This is a genomic window from Streptomyces sp. NPDC003379, from assembly GCF_053589195.1.
In genome coordinates, this window is record NZ_JBSFRK010000056.1 from 1 (window position 1) to 19675 (window position 19675).

Consider the following 19675-nt stretch of genomic DNA (forward strand, 5'->3'; position numbering starts at 1 on the left):
GCCGGTTACCAAACCGGCGATCGTCGGCCATTTTGCGGTCGCTTGGCAGGCGCCCGCCTGCTCGAAGGGTCCTTTTGACCCTCGTTGGGTACGGCTTTCCAGCACGACCAAGGCGATCAAGGCATATCGGTCCGCCCTGCAGTCATCGGCCCGACGCGAGCAGAGACAAAACCGGTGCAGGCGCCTGCGGCGACTGCATCCCGAAGCACAGGGAGCGATCCGTACGGCCACCACGGAACCCACCGTCGTCGAAACCGAGAGCGGCGACACCCAGCACGTCCGGGCCCTGCCGGCGGACGAAGCAGATCGACTTCGGTCCCACCATCGAAGGCACCGCCTGGGAAGTCTGCGCCGACGACTCCCAGGACGGTCATCATCTGTTCGTCGCAGCCGTTGAACAGGCGCAGACCTCCAGCTGACGGGGTTCCTCTCCCTGACCGCCGACCCGCTTGGCGCCCCACGTCCGGCCATGCCGCCATGCCGGACGTGGGAGCCTCGTACTCAGGAGGAAATGGGGGCGAGCGTAGAGCGCACTTGCCGAGCCGCGGCGACCAGGTTCTCCAGGGCGTTCCGAACCTCGGGCCAGCCGCGGGTCTTCAGGCCGCAGTCCGGATTGACCCACAGCCGCTCGGCGGGAATCGCCTCAAGTGCCTGGCGTAGCAAGGCGGCCGCCTCGCCGGTGCTGGGGACGCGCGGGGAGTGGATGTCGTAGACGCCCGGGCCGGCCTCGCGCGGGTAGCCGTGAGCGGCCAGTTCTCGTGCGACCTGCATGTGGGAGCGGGCAGCCTCCAGGCTGATGACGTCGGCGTCGAGGTCGTCGATGGCCTGGACGATGTCGCCGAACTCGGCGTAGCACATGTGGGTGTGGATCTGGGTGTCCGGGCGGACGCCGCTCGTGGCGAGGCGGAACGCCTCTGTCGCCCAGGCCAGGTACGCGCCGTGGTCGGCGGCCCGAAGCGGGAGGGTTTCGCGCAGCGCGGGCTCGTCGACCTGGATGACCGAACTGCCCGCCGCCTCCAGATCGTTCACTTCGTCGCGCAGGGCGAGGGCGACCTGGCGGGCCGTCTCGGCGAGCGGCTGGTCGTCGCGGACGAAGGACCAGGCGAGCATGGTGACCGGGCCGGTGAGCATGCCCTTGACCGGGCGGTCGGTCAGTGACTGGGCGTATGACGTCCAGCGGACCGTCATGGGCTCGGCGCGGGAGATGTCGCCGGCCAGGATCGGCGGGCGGACGTAGCGGGTGCCGTAGGACTGGACCCAGCCGTGCTGGGTGGCGAGGTAGCCGGTGAGCTGTTCGGCGAAGTACTGGACCATGTCGTTGCGTTCGGGCTCGCCGTGCACGAGGACGTCGATGCCGATCTTCTCCTGGAAGGAGATGACCTCGTGGATCTCGGCCTCGATGCGCTTCTCGTACGCGGCGGTGTCGAGGCGGCCGGCGCGCAGGTCGGCGCGGGCGGTGCGCAGCTCGGTCGTCTGAGGGAAGGAGCCGATGGTGGTCGTGGGCAGCAGCGGCAGTCCGAGGTGAGCATGCTGGGCGGCCGCTCGCTCCGGGTACGGCTGCGAGCGGCGGCCGTCGGCGTCGGTGACGGCCGCGGCGCGGGCGCGTACGGCAAGGTTGTGGGTGAGGGCGGATCCGGCCCGGGAGGCCAGGTCGGCGCGGTTGGCCGCGAGCTCGGCCGCGATGGTGTCGGTGCCCTGTGCCAGCCCGCGGGTCAGCGTGACGATCTCGACGGCCTTCTGGCGGGCGAAGGCCAGCCAGCGTGCGACCTGCGGGTCCAACTCGCGTTCCGCCGTCGCGTCCAGGGGGACGTGCAGCAGGGAGCAGGAGGCGGCCACGTCCACCCGGTCGGCCAGGCCGAGCAGGGTGCCGAGGGTGGACAGCGACTTCTCCAGGTCGTTGATCCATACGTTGCGGCCGTTCACTACACCCGCGATCAGCCGCTTGCCGGGCAGCCCGCCGACGGCCGCGAGGTCGTCGAGGCTTGGTGCGGCAGGACCGGTGAAGTCGAGTGCCAGTCCGTCGACGGGCGCCTTGGCCAGGACGGGAAGTGCTTCGCCGAGCCGGTCGAAGTAGGAGGCGACCAGGAGCTTCGGCCGGTCGGCAAGTCCGCCCAGCTCACGGTAGGCGCGGGCAGCGGCGTTCAGTTCGGCGGGGGCGCGGTCCTGGACGAGGGCGGGCTCATCCAGCTGGACCCACTCGGCGCCGGCCGCCCGCAGGTCGGCGAGCACGTCCGCGTACACCGGCAGGAGCCGGTCGAGCAGGGTCAGCGGCTCGAAGTCCGCGGGGACACCGGGGGCGGACTTGGCCAGCAGCAGGTAGGTGACCGGGCCGACCAGCACGGGGCGCGCGGTGAGGCCGAGCGCGAGGGCCTCGGTCAGCTCGGTGACCTGCTTGGCCGAGTCGGCGGAGAAGGCGGTGTCGGGACCGAGTTCGGGGACGAGGTAGTGATAGTTGGTGTCGAACCACTTGGTCATCTCCAGCGGCGCCACGTCCTGGGTGCCACGGGCCATGGCGAAGTAGCCGTCGAGCGGGTTGGCGTCGACAGCGGGGCGGTGGCGAGCAGGAATGGCGCCGACCATGACGGTGGTGTCCAGGACGTGGTCGTAGTACGAGAAGTCGCCGGTGGGCACCTCGTGGATGCCGGTGTCGGCGAGTTGCTGCCAGTTGGTGCGGCGCAGGTCGGCGGCCGTCTCCTTGAGGGCGTCGGCGGTGACCCGGCCCTTCCAGTAGCCCTCGATGGCCTTCTTCAGTTCACGGTTCTGGCCCTGGCGGGGGTAGCCGTACACGGTGGCCCTGGCTCCCGCGGCTGCGGACTCGGTCTCGGACTTGACTGTCACGGAACTCTCCTTCGCGAGTGTCTCTCCGAAAGACCCCGGGGACGACTCGTAGGACGCGAAGGAATGGCACACCGGGCGAACCACGCCGCAGTGTCGTCGCGTGTTCCCGCCTGCTATGTACGCCGACCCGCCCACGAGGTCACCGAGATCGCCGTGCGCGTTCACGCACGGGCAGTGGCAGGTCTTCGGACTCGCGGGCACGTCTGCCGGGGCAGACACCTACTGGCCGTCGCTTCCCAGACCTGTCTGTCAGGTCCAGTGCGTATGACGGCGGTCGTTCCCACTCACCGCTGCGGGGCAGTCCCGGATTCCCACCGGGTTCCCTCTTGCGACGCGCCTGCCTGGCGGGCAGGGCGAACCAGCTGCATCCGCCACCCTAGGCGGCCGGTGCGACTCTGGGGAACGGCTGTTCACATGCCGGACGGCGCGATGAGATACCCGCCCGGTTCCCGGTGCCACCGGGAAAGGAGACGCGGCGGAGCGCGGCGCGGCATAGATGCCTGCTGGACCGCCCACGCGGCCGACGCGGCCGACAGGGACCCTGGCCTGGGCCCCGCCGGGGCGCGGACCGGGTGCCGCTCGATGCGGACACCCTGCGCGCGCTGGCCAGCGAGGTCAGAGATTCAGGCGGTGGCGCGACAGTACACGTGGGCCTGCACCGACCCGGACAACTTCCTCGCCCCCGACGCGGCAGCACCCTCAGTCACTCGTCGACCAACACCGTGAGCGCCCGGTGGAGCTGCTGCGTGCGTACGGGCCGGGCAGCGCGCCCGGTGGAGGGGGCTGCCCCCTTCCTTGCTGCCACCCTCGACCTTGGCTGACCTGCTCCTCACGGCTGGGGCACGCCGCGTACCCGTGCGCCGTCCTCGTCGGCGTCGGCGCGGTAAGGGTGGGGCAGAGTGAACACCACCTCGTATCCCTTGGGTTGGCGTGGGCCGGCGTGGAATTCGCCGTCGTGCAGACGGGCGCGTTCCTGCATGCCCTCCAGTCCCCGCCCGCCTGAGCGCACGCCCGGTAGCACCTCATGTGCGGGTGCGGGAGCGCCCATGCGGGGGCCGCCCTCGTCGCGGACGGCGACGGCGAGACCGGCGGTGCCGTGGTCGATTGACAGGGCGACACGGGTGCCGACCCCTGCGTGCCGCAACACGTTGGTCAGGGCCTCCTGCACGATCCGGTAGGAGCACAGGTCGGCGTGCGGCGTAAGGGGCCGCGGGGTGCCGGTGACGGTCGTCGTGACATTCAGTCCGACGGCGTCCATCGAGTCGGCCAGCGCGGTGACGTCTTGCAGCCCCAGCGTGCGACCAGCGTGCGCCCCGGGACCGTCGGCGTCGTCCGGTGGCATGCGCAGTACGTGCAGCAAGCCACGCATATCGGCCAGGGCATGGCGAGTGGCGGCCTCGATGGTGCTCAGAGCGTCGCGGGTCTGCTGGGAGTCCTTGTCGCATACGAAGCGGGCGAGTCCGCTGTGCAGGGACACGACCGACAGGTGATGGGTCACGACATCGTGGAGTTCGCGGGCGAGGCGGAGTCTCTCCTCCGTCACAGCCTGGCGGGCCAGGGCTCCTTCTTGCTGCCGCAGCCGGTCGGTGAGCAGGGCGAGGCGCCGGTTGCTCTGCCGCAGACGACGCTGGTTGTAGCCGATGCCCCAGACGATGGTGACGAACACCAGGGTCTCCGCGACGGCCAGCCACATGGACGACGCGCCCGCGCTGAGGGCGTGGTGGATCCATACGGCGGTGGCGAGGGCCGCGCCGGGCGCCGCCTTGCGGGGCGGGTTCACGGAGGCGACGGTGAGGAAGGCCAGCATCGGCGACCAGACATTGACGGTCGGCTGGTATCCGGCGGCCGTGTAGGCGGCCAGGGCGGCGCTGGTGACCAACAGAACCGTCCAGGGCATCCGGCGGCGCAGCGCCAAGGGCAGATTGACGGCCACAGTGAGTACGACGGCCGTGGAGCCGAACTCCGGCCAGCGCGGCGTGTGGTGGGTCACCGCGTACACCAGCGTGACGGCCAGGACGGCCACGGCGATACCCAGATCGACGGCGTACTGCCGCACTCGTTCATTCTCCGCCCGCATTGCTGCAGGTTAAGCGAACCGTGCCCTCACAGCCCCTGATTCGGCAGGAGCTGGTGCGGGTGGGCAGCGCTGCGCAGCGGGTGCCGGTCCGCGTCTGTCCGCCGCGGGTTGATGGTGCTCTACACCCTCGGGTGGCGACGAGGGCCCGGCTGAACCTGATCGGTAGCGCATGTCAGTCGGCCATGCGATGTCCGGGGCGAATGCCGGACCGTAACGGGCTCCTCGCGGTGCAGGTTGCGCCTTAAGGTTGCGCCGCGTGCCTCGGTGGTCAGCGGAGCAGGAGTCGCCACGACACGGCACGACACGGCACGGCACGGCACGGCAAGGCAGAGGCACCCTGGGGCCTGCCAGTCACACCGACGCGGCGAACCGCTTTCGTACCGCAGGGATCAAGATGCCTTTCAGCAACGGCTGTTCCGACCGCCAACGTCCGAACGGCACCTCGTTCCAGCAGCTCGATCTCAACACCGCCCAAGGCGCTGTCGCCCTCGACAGCGCCAGCGGCTGCACGCTGCCATCACCGGCGGCACGGAGGTCGGCCGCGTGATCCGCACCGTCCAGCCCCTGCGGAAACCGCAACGACCTCACCCAACTGTTGCCGCTGCCCGACAAGAATCCTGCCGTTGCCGGGTTGGTGGGCCGACCTCGGCACCGGCTTGATGCGCTGCGGGCCGACCGCGGCTACGACCACGACAAGTCCCGCCGCCTGCTCTGGCAGGCGCAATCCGCCCCGTGATCGTAGAACGCGGTCAGCTGCACGGCTCTGGGCCTGGGGGCATCTTTCGCTACGTCGTCGAGCGCACGATCGCCTGGCTGCACGACTTGTGCCGCCTGCGCATCCGCTGGGAACGGCACGACGGCCTCCACGAAGCCTTCCTCAGCCTCGCCGTCTGCCTGATCACCCACCGACATGTCCAACTCCTTCGCTAGAGCCTTTTAACCCGGTCCCTGTGGAGCTTGGGGGAGCTGCAAGCTCGGAGGCGCCAGCCCAGAACGAGATACGCAGGCACCTGCGCGCAGGGCTAGTGGCTGTCGTGTCCTCGTGAGGGTGTGCCTGCCTGCTGCCCCTTCTCCACGACGACGAACTGCCCCATCATTCCGCCGTCTTCGTGTGCCAGCAGATGGCAGTGGTACATGTACGGGGTATCCGGGTCGGCCGGCCCCTCGAATTGCATCGCCAGCTTCATCGTCGTGCCGTTCGGCAGGAACACCGTGTCCTTGGCCCCGCGCAGCTCGGGCGGTGGCGCCTCGCCGTTCACCTTGAGCACCCGGAACTGGACATCGTGCACGTGGAAGTTGTGCGGCATGCCGTTGTGGTTCCGGACAGTCCACGTCTCGGTGGTGCCCCGCGTGACGGTCTCATCTATTCGGTCCATCTTCATCGCGCGCCCATTGATCCCGGACTCCTTCAGGTCGAAGAACCGCCCGCGCGCTGGGTTCTTGCCGTCAGGAACCTCCAGCTCACCCAGCTGCTGCGGAATGTCGCCAGAAGCGCGCAGTTGCTTCGCGGCCCGCAGCTCCAGGACGTCGAAGGAGTCGTCGCCCCCGCTGAACCGCTGCTCCCACGAACCCCCGTAGTTGTCCTGCGGGAAGCTGCGCAGGACGGTCTTCTCGCCCGGCTCCATGCGTACGACGATCTCGGCCCGTTCGCCGGGTGACAGCTGTATCCGCTGCATGCGGGCCGGCTGCTCGAGAAGACCGCCGTCTGTGCCGACCAGTGAGAATGAGCGGTCGTCCGGGAAGCCGAAGTCGTACGTGCGGGCCGTCGAGGCGTTGAGCAGCCGCAGCCGGATGAGTTCGTCGCCGACCTTCTGGTACGGGCGGAGCGTGCCGTTGACCATGGTCCGGTCGCCCAGGAAGCCGACGTGGCGCATCATGTCGTGACTGTGGTCGAACTTCGCGCCGTCGAACCTGACGTCCTGCACGATCACCGGCAGATCGTCGACCCCGTACTTCTTGGGCAGTGTGAGCCGCGCCGACTGCTTGTCGTCGATAAGGAACATCCCCGCGAGGCCGCGCTGCACGTGCTTCTCCGTCGCGCCGTGCGGATGCGGGTGGTACCAGAGCGTCGATGCAGGCTGGTCCACGGTCCATTGCGGGCTCCACCTGCCGCCCGGCCTGACCATCTGGTGCGGGCCGCCGTCCATCTTCGCGGGTAGGTGCATGCCGTGCCAGTGCACCGTCGACGCCTCATCCAGGCCGTTCCGTATCCGCACGCGGACCTTCTCGCCGCGCTCCACGCGCAGCGTCGGCCCCAGGTAGTCGCCGTTGAAACCCCAAGTGGATGTCTTCCGGCCGGCCTCGAACTCCTTCTCACCCGCCTGCATCCGCAGGTCGAAGACACGGGTGCCGTCCCTGCCCACGCGGGACTTCGCGAGCGGAGGTACCGACAGTTCGTTGTCGAACTGCTCCTCGCCGACCGTGCTGACCTTGGCGTCGTTCCACAACCACAGGACTCCGCCGCCGGTCGCCAGCGCCACGACGGTGACGAACGAGCCGAACACAATGAGGAAGCGCTTGAGTGGGGACATGCTTCAAGCTTCGCGACGAGCCCCGCCCGAGACATCGGGGAACGCCCCCGATCTAGCCCCGACCTGGACCCCGAAGGCCCTCAGGGATCCGACCCTTAGATCAGCTGGGCCTGCGTGATCACCTCGACCCGTTGCGAGCATCGTCCGAGACCCGACAGGAGCGCCCTCCGAGAGCTTCCCCGCCATATGCCGCCCACCGCTTCATCACGAGCTCGGCCTGGGCGAGAGTGATGGCGGTCGCGCTCCTGCGAGAGCTGTCCGGGAGGCCGATGAAGGCCTCGGCGGCCCGCTCTGAGTCACCAGGCGAGTCTGCCGCTGAATCAGCCCACCTCGATGAAGAGGCTGGACTGGTCGCGGGCGGTGATCGATTCCTCCCACGTCAGGGCGGCCCGGCGAGGCCCAAAAGTGGGCCCAGCCCGGTCGACCGTGCGCGGCCGGGCAGCGAACACACGTCGCATCGACGGCCAGGGCATCCCGCTCGCAGCGCGGTCGGCGAGCAGGGCATCGGGTCTGCGTCTTGGTCGGCCGACGACGCCCGTCACCGCGTACCGTCGCCTGCTCTGGCAGCGCGGCATCCGCCCGGTCATCGCCAAACGAGGCGTCGAACACGGCTCTGGTCTGGGTATTTTCCGCTGAGTAGTAGAGCGCACGATCCCCTGGCTGCACGGCTTCCGCCGTCTGCGCGTCCGCTGGGAGCGACGCAACGACATCTACGAAGCCTTCCTCGGCGGCCTCGCCGCCTGCCTGACTCCCCCTCCGATACGTCCAACGCCCAGCTCCGTGAGATGTCTTCGTCAGAACCTCTTAGCGAGGCGCTCGCCTGGGATTTCCCAGCCGAGCGTTCTGCGTGGGCGGCTGTTGAGGCACGAGGCCGCAAGGTAGGCGGGACGCGGTCAGCCACATAATCGCACGTGAGAAACCCGGCGACGTCGGTGATCGTCCCCGGGATACTGGTCACCCATGGATGAGGTCAAAGTCGTCGTCGCGCATTCCGAGCGCGCGACCCTGCGCGTCGGTGACGTGTTTCTGAAGGTGGACGCCGATCAGGCGCGCATCGATGTCGAGGTCGAGGCGATGTCCCTCGCGCCGGTCCCCACCCCGGAGGTCCTGTGGCGCAAGCCGCCCGTGCTCGCCATCGCCGCGCTTCCGGGGACGACGCTTGGGCGCCTCGGTGAGCCGTCGACCGGGTCGCCGGCGGCGTGGGCCGCGGCGGGCGCCGCCATCTGGAAGTTGCACGACGCGCCGCTGCCGCCCCGGCCCGGCCGGGCAGGCCGGAGCACCGTCGCGCTGGTGGCGGAACTCGACGACGAGTGCGAGCGGCTCGTGACGAACGGCGTCCTGCCCGCGGACCTGGCCACCCGCAACCGCCAGGTCGCCGAGGCCGCTCTCCGGCCGTGGACTCCGGCGTTCACGCACGGCGACCTGCAGATCGCGCACGTCTTCGTCGACGGCGACGAGGTCACGGGCATCATCGACTGGTCCGAGGCGGGCCAGGGCGATGCCCTGTACGACCTCGCCACCTTCACGCTCGGACACGAGGAGCACCTTGACGACGTCATCGCCGGCTACGGCACTGACATCGACCTCGACGTGATCCACGCGTGGTGGTCGTTGCGAAGCCTGCTGGCGGTTCGCTGGCTGGTCGAGCACGGCTTCGACGCGTTCGCGCCGAGTTGCGAGGTCGACGTGCTGAGATCCCGTATGCGAGGAGGCTCGCGGGCCCCGTACATAGTCTCAACGGAGTGATAGGAAGGACTTCGGCTGCCGGGCCTGGGTGGCCGACCCTCCGATCTCGCCGAGAGCGTCCGGCTGTACGGGCTGCGGCCCTGGATCGAGCAGAGCTACAAACAGATCAAGGACGAGCTCGGCCGGGCCGACTTCCCAGTCCGCTCCGACCGCGCGTCATCCGCCGCCACCAGACCCTGGTCAACTGCGTCTTCACCTTCTGCTGGGACCAGTGGTCCGCCCCGCCCCGCCCGGACCGCTGGATGCCACCGCACCGGAGCCCTGCTCCGACGAGGGCACACAGAGAGGGGGAGGGGAGCCGACCCCCCCACCGGCCCCAACCAAGACCCGCCACCCGAGCTTCAGGCCCTCCTCGGAGGGAGCGTTGGCGAAGCTGCCCGGGCAGTAGGAGGACGGCTGCCCGCGGCAGTTGCCGCGGGCAGCCACAGGCCTTGGACGAGTGCCGTAGCGTCATGGTCGCTGGTTCAGGGCCGGGCCCGGGCAAGCTCCCGGAGGCGGCTAGCGGTCCTCGACGGTGAGCGTGGCGAGGCCCGAGGCGATCGCGGGGCTGCCGAGTTCGAGACCGACCCGCACAGTGCCCGGTTCGGCGCCCTCGTCGACCTCCATCTCCGGGTAGAGGACCGCCCACTTGCCGCGGGCGAGGTCGAACGCCACCTCGCGGCAGGTCAGCGTGCGGTTGCCGTTGGAACGCTCGGCGGGGCTGACGATCTCCTGGTTCCCGCCCTCCCGGGACATCGCCAACTGGTCCTGGGTGAAGCGCAGGCCCTCGGGGGCGGTGAGCACCAAACGCTGGGTGCCGATCGTGCGGGTGCCGGTGTTGGTGACGGTGAACACCGCCGGGTACACCCACTGCTGTCCCGGCCGTACGGTGGCGTTCTCCGGGCGGGACTGGGCCACGCTGGCGGACAGGCCGGTGCTCGACCCGATGACCCTGCCCACGAGCTGGATCGGCGCGTGCCGACCGACGCTGGCCGAACCGTCGCTCTTGAGCCCGGCCGTCGCTTCCTGGGTGGCGCGCATCGGGAGCGTGTAGACCAGGCTGCCGGTGTCGCTCGCCGTGGTGTTCAGATGCGGGTTGCCGCGAATGATCAGCGTGCGGCCGGAGTCGTACACCTCGTGGTCGAGGGCTCCGGAGACCACGCCCTCCACCGTGCCGTGGTAGACGAAGACGGGCTGGCCGGTGAAGACGAAGCCGGTGGGCGCGGTGTAGCGCTGAATGATCACGCCGGGGTTGACCGGCTGCCCGGTGGGCGCGAGGAAGCGCAGATTGCAGCGGCTGGTCTGGCCGGGGGCGCTCTCGGGCACGACCTCCTGGAAGACCGTCAGCGCGGTCTCGTCGGCGATCGGCGCGGGCACGGTGACCGTGATCGGCAGGGTGAAGGTGTTGTCCTTGAGGTTGAGGTCGCCGCCGTACTGGATCTCCAGCGTCGCCTCGTAGGTCCCCGGCTGCGTGGACGCGGGCGCCATCACCCGGAAGACGCCGTCCAGGGAGGCGCCGAAGGGGGCCAGTTGGGCGCCGGCGAAGGTGCGGGCGAGCCGCCGTTCCCCGGCGTCCGGACCGGCGGCGCCGACCAGCTCGTACGGCAGGTTCAGCACCACGGTGACGAGGTCGCCGTCGACCATGGCGGGGCCCCGGCTGCGGACCTGGGCGCCGAGGTCGAACTCCTGGCCGCGCGGCACCGAGGCGGGCGCCACGACCTTGCCGTACAGATCGGCCACGGGAGGTGTCGGAGGCACCACGGTGGCCACGCCGTAGACCCGGCGGACGCGATGGTTGTAGCCGTCCGCGATGAACAGGCTGCCGGAGCGGTCCACCGCGACCCCGTGAGGGTGGTACAGGTGCGTGCCCACCGCGGGCCCGCCGTCCGAGACATAGCCGGCGGTGCCGGTGCCCGCGACGGTCGTGACGGTGCCGTTCGTGCTGACCTTGCGGACGCGGTGGTTGTTGGTGTCCGCGATGTAGAGGTTGCCCGCGGAGTCCAGGGCCACGCCGGCCGGATAGTGGAGCGAGGTGGCGACCGCGGGGCCGCCGTCGGCGACATAGCCGGCGTTGCCGTTCCCGGCGACGGTGGTGATGTTGCCGTTGGGGGTCACCTTGCGGACCCGGTGGTTGTAGCGGTCCGCGATGTAGAGAGTGCCCGCGCCGTCCACGGCCACGCCGAACGGATAGTAGAGCTTGGTGGCCACGGCGGGGCCGCCGTCGGAGACGAAGCCGGATTGGCCCGTGCCCGCGACGGTGGTGATGGTGCCGCGGGTGTCGACCTTGCGGACGCGGTGGTTGTTGGTGTCGCCGATGAAGAGGTTGCCCGCCTCGTCGACCGTCACCGACCAGGGGTAGTTGAGCGGGGTGGCGACGGCCGGTCCACCGTCGGAGATGAAGTTGGCGTTGCCGTTGCCGGCCACGGTCGTGATGTTGCCGTCGGAGGTCACCTTGCGGATGCGGTGGTTGTGCCGGTCGGCGATGTAGAGGTTGCCCGCGCCGTCCACCGCCACATCGGTGGGGTAGTTGAGGCGGGTGGCCACGGCGGGCCCGCCGTCGGAGACGAAGCCGGCGTCGCCGTTCCCGGCCACAGTGGTGATGGCGCCCTCGGGGGTGATCCTGCGGACCCGGTGGTTGTGGGTGTCGGCGATGTAGACGTTGCCGGAGCGGTCGGTCGCCAAGCCGTAGGGGTAGTGCAGCTTGGTGCCGACTGCCGGTCCGCCGTCGGCGACGAAGCCCGCCTGGCCGTTGCCCGCTGCGGTGATGATCGTGCCGTCCGGGAACGCCGCCGCCTGGGTGGTGGCTTTGCTGTTCGTGGTCATCGCTGATGTTCTCCTGTCCGCACGGGGAATGCCGCCGCACGCGGCACACCGCCTCGGTCGGAAGTAATTGAAAGTGCGCGAATTCGTGATGCTTCGGCAGCCGGACCCATGCGAAGCGCATGCCTGGTCGCGGAGAGACGCAATTGCCGATCCGGCGGGCATGAGCGAGCCTACCCATACCGGACGGCGAGAATTACCTCTCTCTTCGGACAATGCGCGGTGTGCGGCGGGCGGCTGGAAATCGACCCGTCACCACCCGGCACGGCCTGTACGGGAGCGGGTTTCCGGCGGTCTTGACACCCGCCCGGTGTTACGGAAAATCGATGCAACAACCCTTTTCCCGGCGGCCCGATCTCCACCATCGTGCCGACTCGGTGCGCAGTGCAGAGGGGCTGACTTGCGTGTTCGCGGTAATACGAGGTAGACCGCTGCTGGGCAGCCAAAGCGATACGGCACGTGGGGTGTTGACGATGCCTCCCCGCCCGTATTCCATAGCAGGGGCCACCGGTTGACTGATTCAGGAATTAATCAATTCCTGGGAGCGGGCGGCCCGTCACGGCGGCATGAGCCCATACGTCCGGCGCGGACCGATGGACACGGATCACCGACGAACGAGGACCGTCATGAATCTCATCAAGAACGGCAGCTTCTCCGAGTACACCTTCAAGGAGGGAAGCGACTGGCAGACCGGGAACCGCGGCATCAAGGCGGCCGGCCGCTTCAACGGTGATCAATTCCTCGGCCTGGGCGGCTGGACCTGGGGCGTGTACACCGGCCACGGGAAGGTGGAGCACCCCGCCGAGGCCCAGGACGCCGTCGACCTGATCAACGGCGCCGCCGACGGGCACTTCCCGGACGACGCGCAGCACCCCTTCGCCAGCACCGAGAACGTCATCGACATCAACGGGCCCGGCACGCTCGGCTTCATCGAGCAGACCGTCCAGGCCACCGGCGGCCAGGCGTACGAGCTGTCCTTCTACCACGGCTACAACCTCTGGCCCGGACACGGCATCGAGCGGCCCACGTATCTGCGGGTCGAGGTCGAGACCGACGGCCGCACCCTGCTGCGCGAGGACTGCGTCCAGTACTACTCCGGCAAGGGCGGCACCGCCTCCCACAGCGACGAGCGCGTCAACGACCCCGCCTGGCACAAGCGGCGGCTCGCCTTCCGGGTGCCGGAGGGACACCAGCACGTGACCGTGCGCTTCGCCAACCCCGGCCGCTCCGGGCTCCACCCCGACCTGGGCGCCGACTCCGATGGCCACAGCGGCATGCTTCTCGCCCACGTCCGGCTGGAGGGCTCCGGCGGCGGCAGCTCCCTGCTCACCGTCGAGCAGCGCAAGCCCGACCAGGCGACCGTCGCTCAGGGGCAGATCTGGCAGTACCCCGCGGTGCTCGCCCTCACCAACCGCGGCAGCCGCCGCATCGGCACGCACCCGGCCGTCTTCACCGCGCCCGAGGGCCTCTACTTCCTGGAGGAGCGCCTCGTCATGACCCGCCAGGACGACGACCCGGAGGAGACCGTGGTGCCGGCCGTCCTCAGCAACGGCAACCGCACACTGACCTGCGATGCGCTCCCGCTGGAGCTCGCCCCCGGCAAGTGGGCGTCCGTCTACCCGGCCATGGGCGTGGACCACGACGCCCCCACGGGGCCGGTGACCGTAGCCCTCGGGATCGGTGCCCCCGTCTTCGCCACCGGGCACGCCACGGTCACGATCCGGCCGCACACCGGCGCCTGACCGAACGATGCGACGTACCAGGCTCTTCGTCGGCCGCCGCTCCCGAAGTACGTGCCGACCCCGGATGGTGGCCCTGATCCCCGCGCACAACGAGGCCGAGCGCATCGCCGCGTCCATCGCGGCGCTGCGCCGACAGCGGCGCGCCCCGGACCGGATCGTCGTGGTCGCCGACAACTGCACCGACGCGACCGCCGACATCGCCCGCCGGGCCGGCGCGGAGGTCATCGCCTCCGAGGGCAACCGGCACAAGAAAGCCGGTGCGCTCAACCAAGCCCTCGACCAGGCCCTGCCCGGGCTCGCCGACGAAGACCTGGTGCTCGTCCAGGACGCCGACACCACGCTGTGGCCGACCTTCCTCGCCAGCGCCATCGACGCCATGGACCCCACGGTCGGCGCGGTCGGCGGAATCTTCTACGGGGAGGGCGGTGGCGGTCTCCTCGGCGCGCTCCAGCGCATCGAATTCCACCGCTACGCCCGCGCGATAGCGCGGCGCGGCTATCGCGCGGACGTGCTCACGGGCACGGCCACGCTCTTCCGGGTGGCCACGCTGCGCGAGATCGAACGGGCCCGGCGCGCCGGGCACCTCGGCGGCGGCACGTCCTATTACTCCCTCGCCTCGCTCACCGAGGACGACGAGATCACCAAAGCGGTGCGGACGCTCGGTTACCGCACGGTCTCGCCGCCCGGCTGCGGCGTGGTCACCGAAATCATGACGACGTTGCCGAAACTCTGGCACCAGCGGTTGCGCTGGCAGCGCGGAGCGCTGGAGAATTTACGCGACTACGGCTGGACCCGGGTCACGGCCCCGTATATCGTCCGCCAGGCGTTCATGGGCCTCTCGGTGGTTTTCCTCAGCCTCTATCTGATGTTCACGGCGTGGATGCTCGCCCGGGGAAGGCCCCAATTCTCGCGCTTCTGGCTCGCGATCGGCTTGATATTTGTCGCGGAGAAGGTCGTGACGGCACGGGGTGCGGGGTGGCGGGGCCAACTGCTCGCGGGCACGCTCGCCATTGAACTCGCCTACGACATGTTCCAGCACGCCGTGTATGTGCGGTCCCTGTGGGACATGGCCAGGCGCCGCGAGGAGCGTTGGTGCGCGACGTGAATTCTTCATTGCCGGCCGGGCCGTGGCGAGGGCGGTCGGGCGATAGTCCGTCCTCCCTGGAGCGAGTGAAAGGAGATCCGTGTACGGAGGAATGCCGGTGGCCGGCGTGCTCGGGGTCGGCGGGGCGTCGGCGCTCGCGACGCGCAGGGACGGGTTCCAGGCGCTTGCCACGGTGGTGGCCGCGACGACGTTGCTCATGGCCGGGGTGGCCGTGACGAAGCTTGTGCCGCGACGCGGGGCTTCGCCGTACGTGGTGGAGTCTTCGGGCTTGCCGCGCCGACGGCGTGTTTCTCCCCGGCCCGGAATGGCGACGCGCCCTCCGGGTGGGCTTGCGCGGCGCCCACGTCATGGGTCGCCTGTGACGTGAGCGGCGCCGCGTTTGCGGTTCCCGCGCCTTTGACGCGGTAGGGGTGCCTCTATGTCTTTCGTCAAGCGAGGCGGGCGTTCCGGGTTCGGGGTTCGTAGAAGGTGCCGTCGCGGCAGTACGCCGCCCGCCTCACCGGAGTCTCAGCGCCCGAGTACCTGCCCGTAGTACAGCGCCCCGCGCAGCCCGAACAGCCGTGCCGTCAACGCCTTGGAGCCTGCCCCGGCGCCGTTCGGCAGGGTCCAGACACCGCCCGTGGTGAGGTTCTGCTCGTACTCCGTGCTGTTCTCGTTGTAGACACCGACCGTGACATCGCCGTCCCCGTCTCCGTCGTAGTCCCCGAGGGCCAGCGCCGAGCCGAACTCGTCGTTGACCTCCGAGGCCCCCGGGACCCCGGTGGAGTCCTGGTGCCAGGCCGCCGACGTGGCGGTGCCCGAGGCGTCGAGCAGACCGTCCGGGCCCGAGGTCAGTACGGTCGCCGAACCGGCCCGGTCCGCCGTCCCGACGGCCTCGGCGGGCGTGCCCGCCACCAGGTCGTCCCGGCCGTCCCCGGTGAGATCACCCGCGGCCAGCTTGATGCCGAAGTTGTCCGCTTCCTCCGCCGTGCCCGCGACGCCCGGAGTGTCCTGACTGAACGTGTGGTTGCGGATGCCGAAACCCTCGGCGCCCTCGCCTCCGTAGAGGACCCGCACCTTGCCGCCCTTGGCCAGCCCGTCGGGGCCGCACGCCCCGGTGGGCCGGTCGGCCACGGCCGTGATCAGGCAGTGCCCAAGGGCCAAGTCGTCCACTCCGTCGCCGTCGAAGTCGCCCGCGGTTATGGCGTAGCCGGTGGCCGGGGACTTCCAGTACTCCTGAAGCGCCGAACCGTTCCAGCGCCACAGGGTGGTGCGCGAGTAGTCGTTGGAGTACGCGGAGATCGCCAGGTCGGTCTTGCCGTTCCCGTCGAAGTCCCCGGCCGCCAGCCTGCCCGAGGTGCCGCCGTAGCCGGTGTGGAGCAGGTGCGTCAGCGGCTTGTCCTCGGTGAGCGGGCCCGGCCGCAGGGTGACCTCCCCGAACTCCCCGTGGGGCAGGCCCACCGCCACGTCCACGGCGCCGTCCTGGGTGAAGTCGCCCACGGTGAGCGAGGCCCCGGCGCCGCTGCCCGCCGAGCCCTGCGCGATCGTCCTGCCTCGCTCGAAGAGGCCGCTGGACGAGCCGTACAGGACGACCACCGAGCCGTGGCCCGTCGCGGTGCCGCTGCCGACATCCTCGCCCGACGCCCCGACGACGACGTCGGTGAGGCCGTCACCGTCCACGTCGGCCGTCACCACGGAACTGCCGAACTGGTCGTCCTTCTCGCTGGTGCCGGGGACTCCCGGGCTGTCCTGGCTGACAGAGGCGGTGGAGGTGCCGACCCCGCTCGATCCGCCGTAGAGCACGTGCAGATAACCCCCGGACTTCTTGCCGTCGATGTCACCTCGGTACACGCCGACCACGGCGTCCGCGTACCCGTCACCGTTGAAGTCCGGCCCCTGGACGGCCGCCGGCGCCGCGGCCGCCGGCGGGGCGAGCCCCGCCGGTACGAGGACGGCGACGGCTCCGAGCAGGGCAGCTGGAAGTCTCTTACTGTGCACAGGTACTCCACATCTCAAAGAAGAAAGGTCGGTTCACGTGCTGGAGGGCAACCGGATGGCTAAAGCCCCAGCACTTCGCCGTACTTGTACGTCTCCTGGGTGCGCTCACCGGCGTTCTCCCCCGGCGCGCTCACCGCGGTGTCCCGCAGGCCGTGCTGTGTGCCGTTCATGACGCCGTATCCGCCCGCGTCCTTCACGGTGCCCACGTCTTCGCCGGGCACGCCGACCACCAGTTCCGGACGGCCATCACCGTCGTAGTGAAATAAGGGGCAAGGGCTTTTCGGCGTGTGACTCACGAAACGTACGAATGGTTGCCGCGCCTTGCTGAGTTCGCGGCTTCCGCGGGCCGTCCGGTCACCGCCAGGATCGCGGCGCACACGCTGCAGGCGGCGAGCACCCACCACAGCGCGTCGGGCCGGCTGGCCAGCAGCAGGGCGACGAGCAGGGGCGCCAGCGCGGTGGCGCCCCCGGCGAACAGCTGGTTGAACGCCATGTACGAGCCGCGCTCACGCTCGGGCGGTATGCCGGTCAGCATCAGCATCACCGCCTGGGACACGGCCAGTTCGCCCAGTGTGTACACGGTCATGCCGATGACCATGACGGCCACCTGCGCGCCCTGCGGCAGCGGCTCCGCCAGCAGGGCCGCCGCGTACAGCGCGACGTACGACAATCCGCCGAGTGCCAGGGCCGGGCGGTGCGGGAAGCGTTCCAGGAAGCGGCTCAGCGGCAGTTGGAGCACGGTGAGCAGCGCGGTGTTCACCGCGAACAGCAGGCCGACCGTCCAGGGGGGCATGTGCAGTTCGCGCAGCACGAACACGGGCATCGCGCTCTCCACCGCCAGCATCGCGGTCAGCAGGAGCGCGTTGGCGCCCGCCACCCGCAGGAACGCCAGGTTGCGCCACGGCCCGTCAGCGCCGCCGCGTAGTCGGCGGGCCGGGGCGGGGTCGGCCGGGCGTCCGGGCGGGACACCGAGGTAGAGCAGGGCGTTGAGCACGAAGCCGGCCGCGTTGATGACGCCGAGCAGGACGAAGCCGGACGCGGTGTCGACGATGAACAGGCTCGCCAGGAGCGCGCCTCCGCCGATGCCCGCGTTGAAGGAGACCCGTACGAGGGCCAGCCAGCGCCCGCTCTGTCCGGGCGGCGCGAGGCGAAGGGCGAGCACGGGGCCGGCGGCCTGCTCGGCGCGGTTGCCGAGGGCGAGCAGCAGCGTGCACACCATCAGGGGGACCAGGCCCCGGAAGGAGACCACGCCCACGAAGCAGAGCACGCGCAGCACGGCGGCGGCGATGAGCACGGGTTTCGGGCCGAACCGGTCCACCAGGCGGCCGACCGCGAAGAGGACCGGGAGCACAGCGAGCGCGGTGACGGTCAGGACGAGGCCGACGGAGCGCAGGGACTGGCCGGACAGTTCGGTGAAGAACAGCAGCGAGAAGGGGTAGAAGAAGCCGGTTCCCAGGGCCTTGACGAGTTCGGACAGGCCGAACCACACGACGCCTGGCCCGCGCGGCAGCATCGGGGCCGCAGGCGCGGTGTCCTTGACTGCGGTGGATGTCATGGCGGTGCGACCCTTCGATGGGCGATGGGCGATGGGCGATGGGCGGTGAGCGGTGAGCGGTGGTTCGGCGGGGGCGGGTACGGGGCGGCGGGCCCGGGTCACAGGCGCAGGACGTGGCAGCGCTGCTCGGTCGCGACGCAGCCGCGGGAGCGCTTGGCCTGCTCGCTGCCGAGCCCGTAGTGCAGGGTGCGGACCCCGGCCGCCGCGGCCTCCTCGACCAGCCGGTAGTAGAGGACCTCGAAGTACAGGGCGAGCCCGGTGCTCTTCTGGTAGGCGTAGTCGTAGCCGGTCTGGCGTGCGTACCAGTGGTCGCCGTGGCGCAGGATCAGCCCGAAGCCGCGTACCTCGCCGTCCGTTTCGGCGACCACGGCGAAGGCGTCGTCGCCGAAGACGTCCCGGACCTGGCGGATCTGCGCGAGCACCTGCTCGGGGCGGATGTCGATGCCGTACTTGGCGAGCAGCCCCGACTCCAGGTCGGCGCACCGGTCGAGGTCGGTCTCGTCGAGGGACGTGAGCCGCACCCGCAGGCCGGACTCGCGGATGCGGCGCCGTTCGGAGGCGATGGACACCCGGCGTTTGCGGGGCAGGGCGGCGAGGTAGGCGTCGAAGCCGCCGTCGTCGGGGACGTGCAGGGTGCTGTAGCGGCCGGTGGTGTACGAGGTGTAGCCGCGGGTGGCGAGGGTGCGGGTGAGTGAGGCGTCCCGCTCGTCGAGGTACAGGAAGCACACCGAGGCGAGCCCGGCCGCGCGGGCGAGTGCCTCGGCCGCGGCGACCAGGGACTCCACGTCGGCGCCGGTCGCGTCGGCGGAGCACAGCACCCGGGTGCTGCCGACGTGGCGGCCCCCCGCGACGAGCGCTGGCATCAGCGCCTCCGAGGGGTCGGCGTCGAGTGACGCCAACAGCTCTGCCGCGCCGGGCAGTTGGGCCTCGGCGCTGTTGCGCAGGACGACGTCGGGGCGGCCGAGCGCCCACGGCACGGAGGTGGTGGCCCTGGCGGTGGCCAGGCCCGCCACGGGCCGGCCGTCGCGTTCGACCCAGAGGTAGGTCATGGGCACCCCCGCGGTGGCCTCGACGACGTCGAGCCAGCGGCAGGTGAGGAACACGTCGTACGGCCCTGCCAGGGCGTCCCATCCCGCGCGCGGCAGGTCCGCGGAGCGGTGGACGGCCAGGACCCCATCGGGCAGCCGTACGGTCGTCGTCATGGTGGGCACAGGCGGGTCGTCCTTCTCGGGTGGCCACGCGGGCCGGGGCGAGGGCGCCGGGGCCGGGGCCGGGGCGAGGGGGTGTCCCGGCCCCGGCACAGGG

General features: G+C 70.3%; 11 protein-coding genes, 4 pseudogenes and 1 riboswitch. Of the genes and pseudogenes, 7 read left to right on the forward strand and 8 right to left on the reverse strand.

What is annotated here, in order from left to right; all coding sequences use genetic code 11:
- Positions 1-501: 501 nt before the first annotated feature.
- Complete coding sequence (gene metE / locus ACWDVB_RS35160; protein WP_451514295.1) at positions 502-2838, reverse strand: 5-methyltetrahydropteroyltriglutamate--homocysteine S-methyltransferase; 2337 nt, start codon at positions 2836-2838, stop codon at positions 502-504.
- A gap of 159 nt (positions 2839-2997) precedes the next feature.
- Positions 2998-3217, reverse strand: a riboswitch (cobalamin riboswitch).
- A 450-nt stretch (positions 3218-3667) separates the two neighbouring features.
- Positions 3668-4915 carry a sensor histidine kinase gene (locus ACWDVB_RS35165; RefSeq protein WP_451514294.1) on the reverse strand — a complete coding sequence of 416 codons (1248 nt, stop codon included), beginning with the start codon at positions 4913-4915 and terminating at the stop codon, positions 3668-3670.
- A gap of 568 nt (positions 4916-5483) precedes the next feature.
- Here ACWDVB_RS35165 and ACWDVB_RS35170 point away from each other — a divergent pair.
- Positions 5484-5845: pseudogene (locus ACWDVB_RS35170) on the forward strand (IS5/IS1182 family transposase); the annotation flags it as partial.
- A gap of 92 nt (positions 5846-5937) precedes the next feature.
- Here the strand turns inward: ACWDVB_RS35170 and ACWDVB_RS35175 are convergent.
- Positions 5938-7446 carry a multicopper oxidase family protein gene (locus ACWDVB_RS35175; protein ID WP_451514293.1) on the reverse strand — a complete coding sequence of 503 codons (1509 nt, stop codon included), beginning with the start codon at positions 7444-7446 and terminating at the stop codon, positions 5938-5940.
- A gap of 363 nt (positions 7447-7809) precedes the next feature.
- Here ACWDVB_RS35175 and ACWDVB_RS35180 point away from each other — a divergent pair.
- The 4 genes and pseudogenes from ACWDVB_RS35180 to ACWDVB_RS35195 all read left to right on the forward strand — a co-directional run.
- Positions 7810-7929: pseudogene (locus tag ACWDVB_RS35180) on the forward strand (IS5/IS1182 family transposase); the annotation flags it as partial.
- 57 nt (positions 7930-7986) lie between these two features.
- Positions 7987-8172, forward strand: a pseudogene (locus ACWDVB_RS35185) (IS5/IS1182 family transposase); the annotation flags it as partial.
- Between the two features lie 234 nt (positions 8173-8406).
- Entirely contained in the window at positions 8407-9192 is a 786-nt protein-coding gene (locus ACWDVB_RS35190; protein ID WP_451514292.1) for a phosphotransferase family protein, read from the forward strand.
- Positions 9193-9228: 36 nt separating this feature from the next.
- Positions 9229-9580: pseudogene (locus tag ACWDVB_RS35195) on the forward strand (IS701 family transposase); the annotation flags it as partial.
- A gap of 110 nt (positions 9581-9690) precedes the next feature.
- Here ACWDVB_RS35195 and ACWDVB_RS35200 read toward each other — a convergent pair.
- Positions 9691-11994 (reverse strand): hypothetical protein, encoded by a 2304-nt coding sequence (locus ACWDVB_RS35200; protein WP_451514291.1) that lies wholly within the window; start codon positions 11992-11994, stop codon positions 9691-9693.
- A 623-nt stretch (positions 11995-12617) separates the two neighbouring features.
- Between ACWDVB_RS35200 and ACWDVB_RS35205 the strand changes: the two genes are divergently transcribed.
- Both ACWDVB_RS35205 and ACWDVB_RS35210 read left to right on the forward strand, forming a co-directional pair.
- The gene (locus ACWDVB_RS35205) at positions 12618-13733 is read left to right on the forward strand and encodes a hypothetical protein (protein WP_451514290.1); all 1116 of its coding nucleotides are present in this window, start codon (positions 12618-12620) and stop codon (positions 13731-13733) included.
- A gap of 64 nt (positions 13734-13797) precedes the next feature.
- Positions 13798-14838 carry a glycosyltransferase gene (locus ACWDVB_RS35210; RefSeq protein WP_451514289.1) on the forward strand — a complete coding sequence of 347 codons (1041 nt, stop codon included), beginning with the start codon at positions 13798-13800 and terminating at the stop codon, positions 14836-14838.
- 507 nt (positions 14839-15345) lie between these two features.
- On the opposite strand, the gene ACWDVB_RS35215 is transcribed toward ACWDVB_RS35210, so the two are convergent.
- The 4 genes from ACWDVB_RS35215 to ACWDVB_RS35230 form a co-directional block, all read right to left on the reverse strand.
- Entirely contained in the window at positions 15346-16815 is a 1470-nt protein-coding gene (locus ACWDVB_RS35215; RefSeq protein WP_451612023.1) for an FG-GAP and VCBS repeat-containing protein, read from the reverse strand.
- A 59-nt stretch (positions 16816-16874) separates the two neighbouring features.
- Entirely contained in the window at positions 16875-17036 is a 162-nt protein-coding gene (locus tag ACWDVB_RS35220; protein WP_451520006.1) for a hypothetical protein, read from the reverse strand.
- Between the two features lie 71 nt (positions 17037-17107).
- Positions 17108-18370 (reverse strand): MFS transporter, encoded by a 1263-nt coding sequence (locus ACWDVB_RS35225; protein WP_451520005.1) that lies wholly within the window; start codon positions 18368-18370, stop codon positions 17108-17110.
- A 98-nt stretch (positions 18371-18468) separates the two neighbouring features.
- Entirely contained in the window at positions 18469-19572 is a 1104-nt protein-coding gene (locus ACWDVB_RS35230; RefSeq protein WP_451520004.1) for a GNAT family N-acetyltransferase, read from the reverse strand.
- Positions 19573-19675: the final 103 nt, after the last annotated feature.